The 15838-nt window shown below is 57.2% G+C and carries 14 protein-coding genes; 1 reads left to right on the plus strand and 13 read right to left on the minus strand.

Annotation, left to right across the window (positions count from 1 at the left end; all coding sequences use genetic code 11):
- Positions 1 to 289 precede the first annotated feature (289 nt).
- From TU84_RS12530 to TU84_RS12580, 11 genes are all read right to left on the minus strand, one after another.
- Positions 290 to 616: a GlpM family protein gene (locus TU84_RS12530; RefSeq protein ID WP_174479326.1), complete on the minus strand. Its 327-nt coding sequence runs from the start codon at positions 614 to 616 to the stop codon at positions 290 to 292.
- An 8-nt stretch (positions 617 to 624) separates the two neighbouring features.
- Positions 625 to 1950, minus strand: coding sequence for a two-component response regulator AauR (aauR, locus tag TU84_RS12535; RefSeq protein WP_048369406.1), 1326 nt, complete (start codon positions 1948 to 1950; stop codon positions 625 to 627).
- Entirely contained in the window at positions 1947 to 3851 is a 1905-nt protein-coding gene (gene aauS / locus TU84_RS12540; RefSeq protein WP_048369407.1) for a two-component sensor histidine kinase AauS, read from the minus strand. Before aauS ends, aauR begins: the two co-directional genes overlap by 4 nt.
- Before the next feature lie 137 nt (positions 3852 to 3988).
- Entirely contained in the window at positions 3989 to 4723 is a 735-nt protein-coding gene (locus tag TU84_RS12545) for an amino acid ABC transporter ATP-binding protein (protein WP_048369408.1), read from the minus strand.
- Positions 4720 to 5394 (minus strand): amino acid ABC transporter permease, encoded by a 675-nt coding sequence (locus TU84_RS12550; RefSeq protein WP_048369409.1) that lies wholly within the window; start codon positions 5392 to 5394, stop codon positions 4720 to 4722. The genes TU84_RS12545 and TU84_RS12550 overlap by 4 nt, the downstream gene beginning before the upstream one ends.
- A complete protein-coding gene (locus tag TU84_RS12555) occupies positions 5394 to 6140 on the minus strand; it encodes an amino acid ABC transporter permease (protein ID WP_048369410.1) in 747 nt (248 codons plus the stop codon). The genes TU84_RS12550 and TU84_RS12555 overlap by 1 nt, the downstream gene beginning before the upstream one ends.
- Positions 6141 to 6327: 187 nt before the next feature.
- Positions 6328 to 7242 (minus strand): glutamate/aspartate ABC transporter substrate-binding protein, encoded by a 915-nt coding sequence (locus TU84_RS12560; RefSeq protein WP_048369411.1) that lies wholly within the window; start codon positions 7240 to 7242, stop codon positions 6328 to 6330.
- A gap of 355 nt (positions 7243 to 7597) precedes the next feature.
- The gene (gene glpD / locus TU84_RS12565; RefSeq protein WP_048369412.1) at positions 7598 to 9136 is read right to left on the minus strand and encodes a glycerol-3-phosphate dehydrogenase; all 1539 of its coding nucleotides are present in this window, start codon (positions 9134 to 9136) and stop codon (positions 7598 to 7600) included.
- Between the two features lie 261 nt (positions 9137 to 9397).
- Complete coding sequence (locus tag TU84_RS12570; protein ID WP_048369413.1) at positions 9398 to 10153, minus strand: DeoR/GlpR family transcriptional regulator; 756 nt, start codon at positions 10151 to 10153, stop codon at positions 9398 to 9400.
- Between the two features lie 161 nt (positions 10154 to 10314).
- Positions 10315 to 11820, minus strand: coding sequence for a glycerol kinase GlpK (gene glpK / locus TU84_RS12575; protein WP_048369414.1), 1506 nt, complete (start codon positions 11818 to 11820; stop codon positions 10315 to 10317).
- A gap of 88 nt (positions 11821 to 11908) precedes the next feature.
- Complete coding sequence (locus tag TU84_RS12580) at positions 11909 to 12760, minus strand: MIP/aquaporin family protein (protein WP_048369415.1); 852 nt, start codon at positions 12758 to 12760, stop codon at positions 11909 to 11911.
- A 379-nt stretch (positions 12761 to 13139) separates the two neighbouring features.
- Between TU84_RS12580 and ybaK the strand changes: the two genes are divergently transcribed.
- On the plus strand, positions 13140 to 13610 hold the full coding sequence (ybaK, locus tag TU84_RS12585) for a Cys-tRNA(Pro) deacylase (RefSeq protein ID WP_048369416.1): 471 nt from the start codon (positions 13140 to 13142) through the stop codon (positions 13608 to 13610).
- Between the two features lie 67 nt (positions 13611 to 13677).
- Here the strand turns inward: ybaK and TU84_RS12590 are convergent, their stop codons facing one another.
- Together TU84_RS12590 and argF are read right to left on the minus strand one after the other, a co-directional pair.
- On the minus strand, positions 13678 to 14787 hold the full coding sequence (locus TU84_RS12590; protein WP_048369417.1) for an ABC transporter ATP-binding protein: 1110 nt from the start codon (positions 14785 to 14787) through the stop codon (positions 13678 to 13680).
- On the minus strand, positions 14784 to 15704 hold the full coding sequence (argF, locus tag TU84_RS12595) for an ornithine carbamoyltransferase (RefSeq protein ID WP_048369850.1): 921 nt from the start codon (positions 15702 to 15704) through the stop codon (positions 14784 to 14786). The genes TU84_RS12590 and argF overlap by 4 nt, the downstream gene beginning before the upstream one ends.
- Positions 15705 to 15838: the final 134 nt, after the last annotated feature.

Raw genomic sequence — 15838 nt, forward strand, 5'->3', positions numbered from 1 at the left:
CATAAAATGTTGGCCAGAAGCCGATTATGGCTTCCTAGAATAGGCCTTATACATAGATGCAGCCGGGTGTCAGTGGGCAAAAGCGGGTTGACAGTGGGGGGCGAGTCCATACATAGGAGCGAGCTTGTCTCGCGATCTTTTGATCTTGATCTAAGAGCCCCCCCTCACCCTAGCCCTCTCCCGAAGGAGAGGGAACCGATTGGGGGATGCTGAAGATAGTCGGTGGCCTGTTTGCTGCGCGACAGCGCGGCGTCGAAGACGCGGTGGCCCTTCCTACAGGTAATGTGTATCAGTGCAACCGTACCCAAACGCTCACCAGCACAGTGGCAGCCATCAGCCAGGCCACTGCTGCCAGCGCCAGCGAAGCTTCAAGACGCAATCGGTCGACCAGCACGTACAACGCGGCCAGGTAAACGAAGTAGGGGATGATCGACCACATGCCGAACACAATGGTGGTCTTCAGGTCGTCTACCGAGCGTCCTTTGCCGACGATGTAGTGGGCGATCAAGGCGAAGGTCGGGAACAGCGGCACCAGCCCTGCAATGTAGTAGTTTTTGGTTTTGGCCAGGATCGCCAGGATGATGACGACCGCTGCCCCCAACGCCGCTTTAAGAATCAGATCCATCAGTGTGCGAGTCCGTATTTTTTAACTTTGTCGAATAACGTGGTTTTGGCCATGCCCAGTTCCTGGCTGGCTTGCGTCAAGTTGCCACCGCTGCGTTGCAAGGCATCACTGAGCAAGGTCCGTTCGAAGGCTTCGACGGCCTCGGAAAAGCCCAACCCTTGCGAGGCATTGCTGCCGGGCTTTTTAAACGCGGGCAGGCCCAGGGCAAAGCGCTCGGCCACGTTGCGCAGTTCGCGCACGTTACCCGGCCAGTCATGGCTCATGAGGTTGGACAAGGTTTGATTGTCCAGCTCTGGCGCGGTGCGGTCGAAACGCAGGGACGACTGCTGGAGGAAATATTCGAACAGTTGCAGGATGTCTTCGCGACGCTCACGCAAGGGCGGCAGTTCGAGGGTGACCACGTTCAAGCGGTAATACAGGTCGCTGCGAAATTGGCCAGCCTTACCCAACTGATCAAGGTCGGACTTGGTCGCGGCGATGACCCGGCAATCGACGTCGATGCTCTGGTTCGAGCCCAGGCGTTCCAGGGTCCGCTCCTGCAATACCCGCAGCAACTTGATTTGCAGGTTGAGCGGCATGCTTTCAACTTCGTCGAGAAACAGCGTGCCGCCATTAGCGTGTTCGATTTTGCCAATCCGGCGTTTACCGGCGCCGGTAAAGGCATTGGCTTCGTGACCGAAGATTTCGCTTTCAAAGAGGTTTTCCGGGAGCCCGCCGCAGTTGAGCGCGACAAATTGCTGGGGCTGGCGGCGGCTGAAGTCATGCAGGCAACGGGCGACCAGCTCTTTGCCGGTGCCGGTTTCACCCTCAATCAACACGTTGGCCGACGTATCGGCGACGTTGGCGATCAATTCGCGCAATTGCTGCATGGCCGGGGAGCGGCCGATGATGCGCCCCTCAAGCGAGTCGCGCTCGGCCAGTTGCCGGCGCAGCGACCATACTTCACGGGCCAGGCTGCGTTGCTCCAGCGCTCTGCGTGCGACATCGACCAGCCGTTCCGGGGAAAACGGCTTCTCCATAAAGTCATAGGCGCCGTCACGCATCGCACCCACGGCAATAGAGATATCACCGTGCCCGGTAATCAACACCACCGGCAGGCTGCGATCGCGGGCCTTGAGGCGTTTGAGCAGCTCCAGGCCATCGATGCCCGGTAAGCGAATGTCACTGATGACGATGCCGGGGAAGTTATCACCCACCCGTTCCAGCGCCTGTTCGGCGCTGCTGACGCCTTCGCTGTGAATGTCTTCCAGCGCGAGCGCCTGTTGGCATCCCAAGAGTACGTGAGGGTCGTCTTCAACAATCAGGACGGTCAGCTCGTGGTTCATATCGGCTCGGCCTTAGCGGGTTGCACCAGCGGTAAAAGGAGGACAAACGCAACACCACCGGCCTGCGGAAACTCGACGCTGAGGTTACCGCCCGCTGCTGCGGCGAGGCTGGCAGACAGCGTCAAGCCAAGGCCCAAGCCTTGTTCGCCGGGTTTGGTGGTGAAAAACGGTTCAAACAGATGCTTACGGTTTTCGAGGTCAATGCCGGGGCCGTTGTCGCGCACGCGCAGGCGGTATTTGCCGTCGATGTGTTCGCCCTCAAGCCACAGCTGCGGGGCTGTTGGCTGCTCTTGCAGGGCGTCGAGGGCGTTGCCGATCAAGTTGAGCAGGATCTGCTCAAGCCGGGTTTGATCGATCTTGAGGTCGGCATCGCTGAAGTGTCGTTGCAGTTCAATGCCGGAGCCTTCAAGACGGCTGGCGAGAAGTTGCAGCACGGCTTCGACCGCTTTGTTCAGGTTGGCCTGGCCATGATCGTCGCCGCGTCGGGCAAACGAGCGCAGGTTGGCAGTGATGCGGCCCATGCGGTCAACCAGGTTATTAATGGTGCTGAGGTTGTTGGCCGCAACGGTCAGGTCGCCGCGCTCCAAAAAGCGCACGGTATTGCCGGACAGGGTGCGCAGGGCCGCCAGAGGCTGGTTCAGTTCGTGGGCAATGCTGGTGGACATTTGCCCGATGGCCGCCAGTTTTCCGGCCTGCACCAGTTCGTCCTGGGCACGGCGCAGGGTTTCTTCGGCCTGGCGCCGCTCGCGAATCTGGCCTTTGAGGCGTTCGTTGCTGGCGCGCAAGTGAGCGGTGCGCTCAGTGATTTTGCGTTCCAGCTGGCTATTGGCCTCTTGCAAGGCCTCGCGGGCTGCCAGCCGGGTGGCGATAACTTTGCGCCGTTCATTCCAAGCAATCAGCAGAAAGGCCAGTAGCGCAAACGCACCTGCCAGCAGCATGCCCTGGTTGGCAGCTTCACGGCGCAGGTCCTGCAAGGGCGTCAGCAGGGTGATGTCCCACGGCGTGTCGTTAAGCCTGCGGGTTTGTGCCAGATAGCTGACTTCTTTGTCGTCGGTCACCACTTCGCTGTTGGCGGTAAAGGTGACTTTTTCAACGCCGTCGCCCAGTCGCTCGCGCTCAAGGGGTTCGAGTTCGATCAGCGGCCACCAGTAGTACTGCAGGCTGCGGGCCAGCTTCTCTTTGATGTCAGCAGTTAGCGGGCGTACCGACTTGAGCCGCCGGCTTGGATCGCTGGACAGAATAATGATGCCGTTTTCATCGCTCACGTAGGCTTCAAGGCGCGCGCGTTGCCAGCGTTCTTCAAGGGCTTCGAGACGCACTTTGATCACCGCGACGCCAATGATCTTGCCTTGTTCTTCCAGGCCATGGGCCAGGTAATAGCCCGGCTCGCCCGTGGTGCTGCCAATGCCATAGAAACGCCCGGGCTGGCCGCGTACCGCGTCCTGAAAATAGGCGCGGAAAGACAAGTCCTCACCCAGGTAACTGTCGACATCACGCCAGTTACTGGTGGCGACGACCCGGCCAGTGGTGTCGAGCACGTAGATTGCCCGGCTGCGGCTGCGGCGGTTCAAGCCTTCGAGGTATTGATTGACGGCGACCCGGTTTTGCACGCTCGGGTCAGCCAGTAATGAGGACACACTGGACTCCAGCTCTAGCAGGCTGGGCAGGTAAGTGTATTTGCTCAGTTCGCTTTCGACCGTGCGCGCGTGCAGTTCAAGCTGACGCTCGCCGCTTTCGCTCAGGGTGGTAATGCCAAAATGTTCACTGATGCGGTAACCCGCATAACCTAACCCGATCATCATCAGGATAATCAGCGGCGGCAGCAGCAAGTGACGAAGCAGACGTGGTTTCACGGCAAGTGAGGGCGGGGCACCGCGATAAAGGTTGGGGTCGCATTTCATCACAGATGCCTTGGGTCAACCACTGCGCAATGGCAGCTGATTAACTGATATCACCTGTAGGAGCGAGCTTGTCTCGCGATCTTTTAGAAGATCAAAAGATCGCGAGACAAGCTCGCTCCTACGAGGTGTGGTGCTATTTAGTGCTGCAGGATTTTGGCGAGGAAGTGCTGGGCACGCTCGGAACGGGCGCTTACGTCACCGAAGAATTCTTCTTTCTCACAGTCTTCAACGATCTTGCCCTGGTCCATAAAGATCACCCGGTTGGCCACCTTGCGTGCAAAACCCATTTCGTGGGTCACGCACATCATGGTCATGCCTTCGTGGGCCAGTTGCACCATCACGTCGAGGACTTCGTTCACCATTTCCGGGTCGAGTGCCGAGGTCGGTTCGTCGAACAGCATGACGATCGGGTCCATGGCCAAGGCGCGGGCAATCGCGACACGCTGCTGCTGACCGCCAGACAACTGGCCAGGGTGCTTGTGGGCATGGGCCGACAAACCCACGCGCTCCAGCAGTTCCAGGCCTTTTTTGGTGGCTTCTGCTTTGCTGCGACCCAGTACCTTGATCTGCGCAATGGTCAGGTTTTCGGTGATGGTCATGTGCGGGAACAGTTCGAAATGCTGGAACACCATGCCAACGCGCGAACGCAGTTTTGGCAGGTTGGTCTTCGGGTCGGCAATCGATGTGCCGTCAACCACGATGTCGCCTTTCTGGAACGGTTCAAGGGCGTTGACGCACTTGATCAAGGTCGATTTACCCGAGCCCGACGGGCCGCAGACTACAACCACTTCGCCTTTTTTGACTTCGGTACTGCAATCGGTCAGTACCTGGAAGTCCCCGTACCACTTGTTGATGTTCTTGATCGAGATCATACGGCAAACCTTTTTTGCAGACGCTTGACCAGCAGCGAGGCGGAAAAGCTGATGATGAAATACACCAGACCGGCGAAAATCAGGAATTCGTTGGAGCGGCCGATGATATCGCCACTGGAGCGCGAAGCATTGAGGAAATCAACCAGGCCCACGGTGTAAACCAGCGAGGTGTCCTGGAACAAAATGATGCTTTGCTGCAACAGCAACGGGGTCATCTTGCGAAACGCCTGAGGCAGGATGATCAGGCGCATGGCCTGGCCGTAGCTCATGCCCAGCGCTTTGGCTGCGCCCATCTGGCCTTTGGGAATCGACTGCACACCGGCCCGTACGATTTCGCAAAAGTAGGCGGCTTCGAACATGACGAAAGCCACCATGCACGACTCGAAAGCCCCGATTGGCGTGTCTTTACCGGTGATCCAGCGCAGCACGAACGGCACGGCCAGGTAGAACCAGGTAATAACCAGCAGCAGCGGGATCGAACGGAAGTAGTTCACGTAAGCGCCGGCCAGGTTGGCCAGCCACTTGCTGGACGACAAGCGCATCAATGCCAGCACGGTGCCGAGTGCAACGCCACCGATAACCCCGAGCACCATCAGCTTCAAGGTCATGATCATGCCGTTCCACAGGCCCGGCAGGGCTGGAACGATACCGCTGAAATCGAAGAAGTCCATTATTTACCCCCCAAAGACATCAGACCGGGTACGGCGACTTTCTTCTCGATCAGACGCATCAGCAACATCAGGCTCATGTTCAGGGTGAAGTAGATCAGCGTGGCCAGGGTGAAGGCTTCAAACAGGTTGGCGGAGAACTCGGCCGTCTGTTTGGTTTGCGCCAGCAGTTCCATCAAACCGATCAGGGACGCCACCGAGGAGTTCTTGAACACGTTGAGGAACTCAGAGGTGAGCGGCGGAATGATGATGCGGTAAGCCTGGGGCAGCAGCACGTTCCAGTAAATTTGCGACAAGCTGAAACCCATGGCCCGGGCAGCCGACTCCTGGCCGCGCGGCAAGGCTTCGATACCGGTGCGCACTTGCTCGCACACCCGTGCGGCGGTAAACAGACCCAGACACACCACCACGCTCAGGTAGGCCGAGGTCGTCGGGTTGAGGTCTTGCTTGTACCAGTCCTGCAGGTTTTGCGGCAGCAGATCGGGTACCAGGAAGTACCACATGAACAGCTGAACCAGCAGGGGTACGTTACGGAAAATTTCCACGTAAACCGTGGCGATACCCGCGATAAAACGGTTCGGCAAGGTGCGCATCACGCCCAGCAGCGAACCCAGTATCAGCGCGACAATCCAGGCGACAACAGCGATCGCGATGGTCCAGCCCAGTCCGGTAATAAACCAGTCGAGATACGTCTCGCTGCCTACGCCGGTGGACTTGAAGAATACGCTCCAGTCCCAGTTGTAATTCATTCAGGGTCTCCCCTCAGATGGGTCTATAGACAAGCACTTGCTTCAGGGAATCCGTTCTCTCCGACAGTGCAGTCGGGCACACGCGTCCCGCTCGACAACCAGCGGTTCGAGTGCTTACTTATGGCTAGTACCGCAGGTGATAAAAGCGCCCGAGCGGAGTCATTCACGCTCGGGGGCTGGTCAAAAATCAGATTTTGACGTCAGGCGCAGGCTTGTCATTTGGAGTGGCGATCAGGGCTTTAAGTTGGTCGCTCATCGGGAACTGGAGGTTCAGACCTTTTGGCGGGATAGGGGACTGGAACCACGTCTTGTAGGAGTCGTTAACTTTGCCCGACTTGTAGTAAGCAACAATGGCGTCATCTACAGCCTTTTTGAAGTCCGGGTCGCCTTTGCGCACCATGCAGCCGTAGATTTCGTACGACTGTGGTGTACCTGTTACGGCCCAGTCATCCGGCTTCTTGGCTTTGGCCATTTCACCGGCCAGCAGGGCGTCGTCCATCATGAAGGCAACCGCACGGCCCGACTCAAGCATGTTGAAGGCTTCGCCGTGGTCTTTCGCCGAGATCACGTTCATGCCCATCTGCTTGTCAGCGTTCATGGCCTTGAGGATACGCTCGGAGGTAGTACCTGCGGTGGTGACGACGTTTTTGCCTTTCAGGTCAGCGAAATCTTTGTACTGCGAGTCCTTTTTGGACAGCAGACGGGTACCGATTTCGAAGATGCCGACCGAGAAATCCACTTGTTGAGCGCGTTCGGCGTTGTTGGTGGTGGAGCCACATTCAACGTCAACGGTACCGTTTTGTACCAGCGGGATACGGGTCTGGGAGGTGACCAGGTTGTACTTGACCTTAAGGTCAGGCATGTCCAGGTCTTTTTTCAGCGCTTCAACGATTGCCAGTTGCACATCATGGGAATAGCCAACCGGCTTGCCTGATGCGTCAGCGATGTAAGAAAACGGAATGGAGGAGTCACGATGCCCAAGGGTGATGGTGCCGGATTCTTTGATTTTCTTCAGTGTGCCGGTCAGTTCAGCGGCGAATACTGGAGTGCTAATCAGAGCTACAGCAATGGCTGCACTCAAAAGTTGCGGAACGATGCGCATCGATTTTTCCTCGACATTGTTTTTTTTATTTGAGCCCGTTCACGAGCTCTTTAGGTACTTCGAAACGCTAAACAGATTAAACGCTGTTTTCGCATTCGGCCCTGAGTGTAGAGCATGAGTCATGCCAGAGACGGAATTAAACTTCAACTTATTGATTTATATAGGTTTTAAAGTTTTTCTAGGTGAGGGTTGGAGGGCGTTGCGCCCGGAAAGCCGAATAGCAGGGCGATAAGCGTTCGGAAAACCGAATGAGGAAATACCGCTTATCGGTGTGGGAGATGCAACACCGCGATCTTTCTATGTTTAAAAGATCGCGGGGTTTACACCTGCAATGGCGCACTCATACGTGAAGGGGTTAAGCCGCTTCAACCTTGCGCTGCTTGAGGTTCAGGCTGGCCATGTAGTGCGCCAGGCGCTCTTGCTCGGCGGCAGTGGTGAACAGGCCCAATTTGGTCCGGCGCCACAGGATGTCCTGCGCATCCAGTGCCCATTCCTGGCGGCACAGGTAGTCCACCTCGCGGCTATAGAGGCCGCTGCCGATGTGCTCACCCATCTCGCTCAAGCTTTGCACGCCGTCCAGCAACTGCCAGGAGCGGCTGCCATAGGTAATTGCCCAGCGTTTGGCAATAGCCGCGTCCAACCAGTTGTGTTTGCTGATCAAGGCCGCGCTCAGGGCTTGAGGCGTGGTCATGTCTTCGCCGCCCGGCAAGGTCGCTGTGGCCGTCCAGCTCGGTTTGATCTGGGTGAAGAACGGTGTCAGTTGCGCCATGGCCGACTCGGCCAGTTTGCGGTAGGTGGTCAACTTGCCACCGAACACGGACAGCAGCGGGGCTTCGCCCGAAGCGCCTGACAGAGACAAGGTGTAATCGCGGGTTACCGCTGACGGGTTGTCCGACTCGTCATTGCACAGTGGGCGTACGCCCGAGTAGGTGCGCAGAATGTCGTCACGGCTCAGTTGCTGCTTGAAGTGCGAGTTGACCACGTTCAACAGGTAATCGGTTTCTGCCTCGGTGATGCTGACCTTGGCCGGGTCGCCCGTGTATTCGCGGTCTGTGGTGCCAATGATGGTGAACTGGTCCAGGTACGGAATGGTGAAAACTATCCGCTGGTCTTCGTTCTGCAAAATAAACGCGTTAGGCGCGTCATACAGTTTGGGCACGATCAGGTGGCTGCCTTGAATCAGGCGGATACCGTACGGCGAGTCCAGTTTCAGATCCTCTTTAATAAACTTGGCAACCCAGGGGCCGGCAGCGTTTACCAAGGCTTTGGCGCGAATCGAAAACAGGCTGCCGTCAGCTCGCTCAAAGTTCAATTCCCACAGGCCTTTACTACGTTGCGCGCCGACGCAGCGAGTCTGGGTGTGGATGTGAGCGCCGTTTTCACGCGCAGACATGGCATTGAGTACGACAAGGCGAGCGTCATCGACCCAGCAATCGGAGTATTCGAAGCCTTTAGTGATTTCAGGCTTGAGCGGGCTGTCGGCGCCGAATTTAAGGCTCACAGAACCGGCGAGTTTTTCGCGTTTACCCAAGTTGTCGTATAGAAACAGACCCGCACGAATCATCCACGCCGGACGCAGGTGCGGGCGATGCGGTAATACAAAGCGCATGGGTTTGACGATGTGCGGGGCTTTGGCCAGCAACACTTCACGCTCGGCCAGGGCTTCGCGCACCAAGCGGAACTCGTAGTGTTCAAGGTAGCGCAGGCCGCCGTGAATCAGCTTGCTGCTGGCAGACGAGGTATGGCTGGCCAGGTCGTCTTTTTCGCACAGGAATACCGACAGGCCGCGACCTGCAGCGTCAGCCGCAATGCCGACACCGTTGATCCCGCCGCCAATCACGGCAACGTCGTATACCTCTGAGAGGGGGGTGGCAGGCAAGGTGGTCAAGGGCATGTCGGGGCCTCGCGTTGTTCACGCATATTTGAATTCGAACATTAATGTTCATTTTCGAAAATGTTAGCGGATAAAGACGCGCACAGCCAGCTTACTTCGATTGAAAAAACTCATCGAAGAGCGTTGAAAGGAAGATTTTCGAACATTTAGGTTGGGGAGGGCGTTTTGTGGGAGCGGGCTTGCTCGCGATTCAGGCGACACGGTCGCCCTGAATCACGGTGTAGATGCCATCGCGAGCAAGCCCGCTCCCACACATATGGCTTAAACCACTTCGAGGCGGATTTTGTTCTGTGCCAGCAATTGGGTCAGTTCAGGCACCGGGTGCTGGTCGGTCACCAGGCAGTCAATCAAGCTGATCGGGCCCAGTCGTACCATGGCATTACGGCCGAATTTGCTGGAGTCCGCCGCCAGAATCACTTGTCGGGCGTTGGAGATAATGGCCTGAGAAACGCGCACTTCCTGGTAGTCGAAATCCAGCAAGCTGCCATCCGAATCAATACCGCTGATGCCGATCAGGGCGAAATCGAATTTGAACTGATTAATAAAGTCGACGCTGGCCTGACCCACGATGCCGCCGTCTCGGCGTACGTTGCCGCCGGCTATCAGCACTTCAAAGTCGTCTTTGGCGCTGAGAATTGAGGCAACGTGCAGGTTGTTGGTGATGATTTTCAGGTGGTTATGGTTGAGCAGCGCCCGGGCAATCGACTCGGTGGTGGTGCCGATGTTGATGAAAATCGAGGCGTGGTCAGGAATCTGGGCGGCGATAGCTTCACCGATACGGCGTTTTTCATCGCGCATCTGGTCGGCGCGCATGGCGTAGGCCGTGTTTTCAACGCTGGAGTCGTAGGCCGCGCCACCGTGATAACGACGCAGCAAATCGGCCTCGGCCAACTGGTTGATGTCGCGGCGGATAGTCTGCGGTGTAACAACGAACAACTGAGCCATTTCCTCGATGCTGACATAGCCGCGCTCGCGAACGAGTTCGAGGATCTGCTGTTGGCGTGGAGGCAGATTCATGGAGTTTCCTTTGGGCGGCGAAGCAAAAGTCGCTCATGATGCCGCAGGAAGGCCCCGACCTGCTACACACAGGTGCCATGAATACAGATATGACAACGGGCGCGAAGGGCGCCCGTTGGGTGTTTTACCGGCAATTGAGCCGTGCTGGCTTACGTGCTGGCTTAGTTGCTTTCTTCGTGGGGTTCCCAGTCGCGTGTACGCTCTACGGCCTTTTTCCAGCCAGCGTAGAGCTTCTCTTTGCTCGCTTCTTCAAGCTGAGGTTCGAATTCGCGCTCGATCACCGCTTTGCTGCGCAATTCATCCAGGCTGCCCCAGAAACCGCAAGCCAGACCAGCCAGGTAGGCGGCGCCCAAGGCTGTGGTTTCGCGCATTTGCGGGCGTTCGACCATGGTGCCGAGGATGTCAGCCTGAAATTGCATCAAGAAGTTGTTGGCCACCGCGCCACCGTCAACGCGCAAGGCTTTCAGGCGTTCGCCCGAGTCCTGCTGCATGGCGTCGAGTACGTCGCGGGTCTGGTAGGCAATCGACTCAAGGGCTGCACGAATAATGTGGTCTACCCGTACGCCACGGGTCAGGCCGAACAATGCGCCACGGGCATACGGGTCCCAGTAAGGCGCGCCCAGACCGGTAAACGCAGGCACCAGATACACGCCATTGCTGTCTTTGACCTTGTTGGCAAAGTATTCGGTGTCATGTGCATCGTTGATGATTTTCAGCTCGTCGCGTAGCCATTGCACTGTCGAGCCGCCGTTGAAGACCGCACCTTCCAGCGCATAAGCCACTTCACCGCGTGGGCCGCAAGCGATGGTGGTCAGCATGCCGTGGGTGGACTGGACCGCTTTAGTGCCGGTGTTCATCAGCAGGAAGCAGCCGGTGCCATAGGTATTTTTGGCCTGGCCCGGCTCGACGCACATCTGGCCAAACAACGCGGCTTGCTGGTCACCGGCAATCCCGCCGATGGCGATGCCGCTTTTGGTGCGGCCATAGATTTCGGAAGAGGATTTAACCTCTGGCAGCATTTCGCGCGGGATATCCAGCACATCCAGCATCTTGGCATCCCACTCCAGAGTGTGGATGTTGAAGAGCATGGTGCGCGAGGCGTTGGTGTAGTCGGTGACGTGGGTCTTGCCGCCGGTAAATTTCCAGATCAGCCAGCTGTCGACGGTACCGAACAGCAATTCGCCTTTGCGCGCGCGCTCACGGCTACCTTCGACGTTGTCGAGGATCCACTTGAGTTTGGTGCCGGAGAAGTACGGGTCGGTGACCAGACCGGTGGTTTCGCGGATGTACTGTTCATGACCACCACGCTTGAGCTGTTCGCAGATTTCGGTGCTGCGACGGCATTGCCAGACGATGGCGTTGTAGATCGGGCGACCGCTGATTTTGTCCCACACCACCGTGGTTTCACGCTGGTTGGTGATACCGATTGCCGCTACCTGGTCGTGGTGCAGACCGGCCTGGGCCAGCGCTTCGACCATGACCGCGCTCTGGGTGGCGAAGATTTCCATCGGGTCATGTTCAACCCAGCCGGCTTGCGGGTAATGCTGTTGAAACTCGCGTTGCGCGGTGCAGACCACGTTGGCGTCACGATCAAAAATGATCGCTCGCGAACTGGTAGTGCCTTGGTCCAGCGCAATGATGTAGTTCTTATTCTGAATGTCGGTCATGGGGTTGCCTTGCAGAATGAAGTAATGGTTTCCGGGCGCGAGCAGGTTACGGGCAGTAGTCTCATGCGCCCCGTTTCATAAGTCGATATCAGGACGCTTGGGTTTTAACCTCGGCGACCGCTGGAGCGTGCGCAGGTGCGGACTCTGGCTGGGGCAAGTGACGGGCAATCAGCCCGCGATAAATGGCCGCGCCGAGGCAGGCACCGACGATGGGTGCAAAAATTGGAATCAGGAAATAAGGAATATCGCGGCCACCAGTGAAGGAAATTTCGCCCCAGCCAGCAAAGAAAGTCATCAGTTTAGGTCCGAAGTCACGCGCCGGGTTCATCGCAAAGCCGGTCAGCGGGCCCATCGAGCTGCCGATCACGGCAATCAACAGACCAATCAGCAGTGGCGCCAGCGGACCGCGTGGCAGGCCATTCTTGTCGTCGGTGAGGGCCATGATCACGCCCATGAGGATGGCGGTGATCACCACTTCAACGAGGAAGGCTTGCAACGTGGAGAGCGCCGGGTGCGGATAAGTCGAGAAGACCGAGGCTAATTCGAGGCTGGCCTGGCTGCCGCGAACCATGTTGTGCGCTTGTTCATAATCGAAGAACAAATTGCTGTAGAGCGTATAAACCAACGCCGCCGCACAAAAGGCACCGGCCACTTGAGCAAGGATGTAGAACGGCAGTTTACGTTTATCAAAATCGGTAAACAGGCACAGCGCAATGCTGACCGCCGGATTCAGATGTGCACCGGAAACCCCGGCTGTCAGGTAAATCGCCATGCTGACGCCAATGCCCCAGATGATGCTGATTTCCCATAAGCCAAAGCTGGCGCCCGCGACCTTGAGAGCCGCAACGCATCCTGTACCGAAAAATATGAGCAGTGCAGTGCCGAGAAATTCGGCGAGGCACTGACCTGAAAGCTTGGGGTGCTGCGTTGCAGTCGTCATTTGAAACCTCTTTGTTGTTGTTTTTTGACGTCGTTAGTCAGGGGTGGCAGTGCAGCGGTACAGAAAAAACAGATGCCGTTTTTTTGGAAATTCATGGGTCGGTAACAGAACATAGGTAATAGGCGGTATGTTCAGATTCGAAAAATATAGACAACAAACACTGCTGTCAAAGGTCGAAAGTGAACGATGCGCCACATTCTGACTTTCACATGAGTTTTTGGTGCTGGTTTTATGTAAGAAAAAAATACAAATTGGCAGGAAAGGGTGTAACGTTTCAGCGCTAAATAGTGCCGGGAAGTCCATTCCAGCGCGTTTTTTATCGGCTAATGGCCTAAAATCCGGCCCTGGATTCTTTAGTCAACTGACCACAGGGGCTGTCATGACGCCTGCATTGGACCTGCTGAAAAAAGTTCGCGCCGAACATCGAGTACACAGCTACGAGCATGACCCGAAGGCCGCGTCCTACGGGCTGGAGGCGGCAGAAAAGCTCAATCTCGAACCGGCTCAAGTGTTCAAGACGCTGTTGGCCAGCAGTGAAAAGAGTGAGTTATTGGTGGCGGTTGTACCGGTCGTCGGAAGTCTTGACCTTAAAGCGCTGGCGCAGGCGGCCGGGGTCAAAAAAGTCGAAATGGCTGACCCTGCGGCAGCTCAACGTGCCACTGGCTACCTGTTGGGCGGGATCAGCCCGCTGGGACAAAAGAAGCGTCTGCGAACGTTTATTGATGAAAGCGCCAAGGCGTTCGAGACGATTTATGTCAGCGCCGGACGGCGCGGGCTGGAAGTGGAGCTGGCTCCGGCCGTGCTGGCTGAGCACACGCAGGCCAAGTTTGCAGAGATCGGGCGGGTATAAAACGGTATGAGCTAGCTTGTCTCGCGATCTTTTAACTATCAAAAGATCGCGGGACAAACCATTCGTATCACTGAGCGGTGCTGAAACGCCTTACGCCGGATTCCGAGTGAGGGATCTGAGCCGCTGTACTGCCGCTGCCCTGAAACATCACCAAGTGTTCTGCCGCCACCCGGATGCCGACTTCTGTGCCGGGTGCGTGATCAGCATGGCTTGGGAAAATCGACTCCAGCTGGCTGCCCGTGGGTAGTTGCAAGCGGTACAGGGTCGATGCACCAAGGAAGGTTTTGCCGATGATTTTGGCTTTAAGCGCGCTATCGGGGGCGTAGACGATGTCATCCGGGCGCAGCAGGACATCAACAGCCCCGCCAGTTGGCCAGCTATAAGCCCGGTTGCCGCGCAATACGCCCAACTCGGTCTGTACCGACTCAGGGCTGAGCAATTGCCCACGAATGAAATAGCCTTGGCCGATAAAGCTCGCTACATATGGCGTCAGCGGCTCGTGGTAGAGGTTGTAGGGCGTATCCCACTGCTCCAGACGACCCTCTTTAAACACCCCCACATGATCACTGACGGCGAAGGCTTCTTCCTGATCGTGGGTCACCAGAATGGCACTGGTGCCACGCGCTTTAAGAATGTCGCGCACTTCATGGCTCAGCTTGCGGCGCAATTCACCGTCAAGGTTCGAGAAGGGTTCGTCCAGCAACAGCAGTTGGGGCTCCGGAGCCAAGGCCCGGGCGAGCGCAACGCGTTGCTGTTGGCCACCCGAAAGCTCGTGCGGGAAGCGCTTGCCCAGGTCTTTTAGATTGACCAGTTCCAGCAGTTCTTCGATCACGCGGTCTTTGTTCGGGTGCTTGCGAATGCCGAACGCAATGTTGTCGGCCACGCTCAAGTGTGGGAACAGGGCGTAGTCCTGAAACACCATGCCGATGCGACGTTTCTCCGGGGCCAAGGTAAAACCGGCACTGGAGATAACTTCGCCCGCGAGCTGGATTTCACCCTGTTGCACCGGCTCAAAACCGGCAATTGCCCGTAGCGTTGTGGTTTTGCCGCAACCCGAGGAGCCGAGCAGGCAGCCAATATCACCGGCATTGAGGTGCAGGTTAAGGTTCTGCACCACGCTCTGTCCTTGATAGCCACAGGCCAGATCCCGCAGGTTGAGCAATAGCGGCTGACTCATGCGGGTTGGTACGCAGGTTTGACCAGAAACTCGAGCAACGCTTTTTGCGCGTGCAGGCGGTTTTCCGCTTGGTCCCAGGCTACAGAGCGCGGGTCGTCCAGCAGGTCGAGGCTGATTTCTTCACCACGGTGAGCGGGCAGGCAGTGCATGAACAAGACGTCTTCGGCGGCCAGGTCAAGCAGGGCGCGGTCAACCTGGTATGGCGCAAACAGTTTCAGGCGTTTGGCGGTTTCTTCTTCCTGGCCCATGGAGGTCCACACGTCTGTGCTGACCAGGTGAGCGCCCAACACCGCTTCACGCGGGTCACGCACGATGCTCACGCGATCGCCGGCCAACGCCACGAACTCAGGGTTCGGCTCGTAGCCTTCAGGGCAGGCCACGCGCAGGTGGAAGTCGAACTGGATGGCCGCTTCTATATAGCTGTTGCACATGTTGTTGCCGTCACCGATCCAGGCCACGGTTTTGCCTTTGATCGAGCCACGGTGTTCGAGGAAGGTTTGCATGTCGGCCAGCAACTGGCACGGGTGCAGGTCATCGGACAGGCCGTTGATTACCGGGACGCGCGAATTGGCGGCGAATTCGGTCAGGGTGTTGTGGCCAAAAGTACGGATCATCACGGCGTCGAGCATGCGCGACATTACAATTGCGCAGTCGCCAATCGGCTCACCGCGGCCCAATTGAGTGTCGCGAGGGGACAGGAAAATAGCCTGGCCGCCCAACTGGATCATGCCGGCTTCAAATGACAGACGGGTGCGGGTCGATGACTTTTCGAAAATCATGCCCAGGACGCGGTTTTTCAAAGGTTCGAAGAGAACGCCGCGATCACGCAGGTCTTTTAGCTCGATACCGCGACGGATGACGCTGACTAGCTCTTCGGGCGTGCAATCCATCAGGGAGAGAAAGTGCCTTGCGCTCATCATTAACTACCTTCTTTGCAACGACCGCAGAACTCAAAGCCGGGTTTTTCGGAAAAACGGCGAGACCTGCGGCGAAAGCCGCACGGGGCGACGAAATAGGGGAAGGCGCGATCTTATAAGGAAATGTCGCGTCT

The sequence above is a fragment of the Pseudomonas helleri genome (assembly GCF_001043025.1).
Taxonomy (GTDB): Bacteria; Pseudomonadota; Gammaproteobacteria; order Pseudomonadales; family Pseudomonadaceae; genus Aquipseudomonas; species Aquipseudomonas helleri.

What these genes read in the sequence shown, in the direction of transcription:
- ybaK (WP_048369416.1), top strand. Translation starts at nt 13,140, where the DNA reads ATGACGCCTGCATTGGACCTGCTGAAAAAAGTTCGCGCCGAACATCGA.
- aauR (WP_048369406.1), bottom strand. Translation starts at nt 1,950, where the DNA reads ATGAACCACGAGCTGACCGTCCTGATTGTTGAAGACGACCCTCACGTA.
- aauS (WP_048369407.1), bottom strand. Translation starts at nt 3,851, where the DNA reads ATGAAATGCGACCCCAACCTTTATCGCGGTGCCCCGCCCTCACTTGCC.
- TU84_RS12560 (WP_048369411.1), bottom strand. Translation starts at nt 7,242, where the DNA reads ATGCGCATCGTTCCGCAACTTTTGAGTGCAGCCATTGCTGTAGCTCTG.
- TU84_RS12570 (WP_048369413.1), bottom strand. Translation starts at nt 10,153, where the DNA reads ATGAATCTGCCTCCACGCCAACAGCAGATCCTCGAACTCGTTCGCGAG.
- glpD (WP_048369412.1), bottom strand. Translation starts at nt 9,136, where the DNA reads ATGCCCTTGACCACCTTGCCTGCCACCCCCCTCTCAGAGGTATACGAC.
- TU84_RS12590 (WP_048369417.1), bottom strand. Translation starts at nt 14,787, where the DNA reads ATGAGTCAGCCGCTATTGCTCAACCTGCGGGATCTGGCCTGTGGCTAT.
- TU84_RS12550 (WP_048369409.1), bottom strand. Translation starts at nt 5,394, where the DNA reads ATGGACTTCTTCGATTTCAGCGGTATCGTTCCAGCCCTGCCGGGCCTG.
- glpK (WP_048369414.1), bottom strand. Translation starts at nt 11,820, where the DNA reads ATGACCGACATTCAGAATAAGAACTACATCATTGCGCTGGACCAAGGC.
- TU84_RS12580 (WP_048369415.1), bottom strand. Translation starts at nt 12,760, where the DNA reads ATGACGACTGCAACGCAGCACCCCAAGCTTTCAGGTCAGTGCCTCGCC.
- TU84_RS12545 (WP_048369408.1), bottom strand. Translation starts at nt 4,723, where the DNA reads ATGATCTCGATCAAGAACATCAACAAGTGGTACGGGGACTTCCAGGTA.
- TU84_RS12555 (WP_048369410.1), bottom strand. Translation starts at nt 6,140, where the DNA reads ATGAATTACAACTGGGACTGGAGCGTATTCTTCAAGTCCACCGGCGTA.
- argF (WP_048369850.1), bottom strand. Translation starts at nt 15,704, where the DNA reads ATGAGCGCAAGGCACTTTCTCTCCCTGATGGATTGCACGCCCGAAGAG.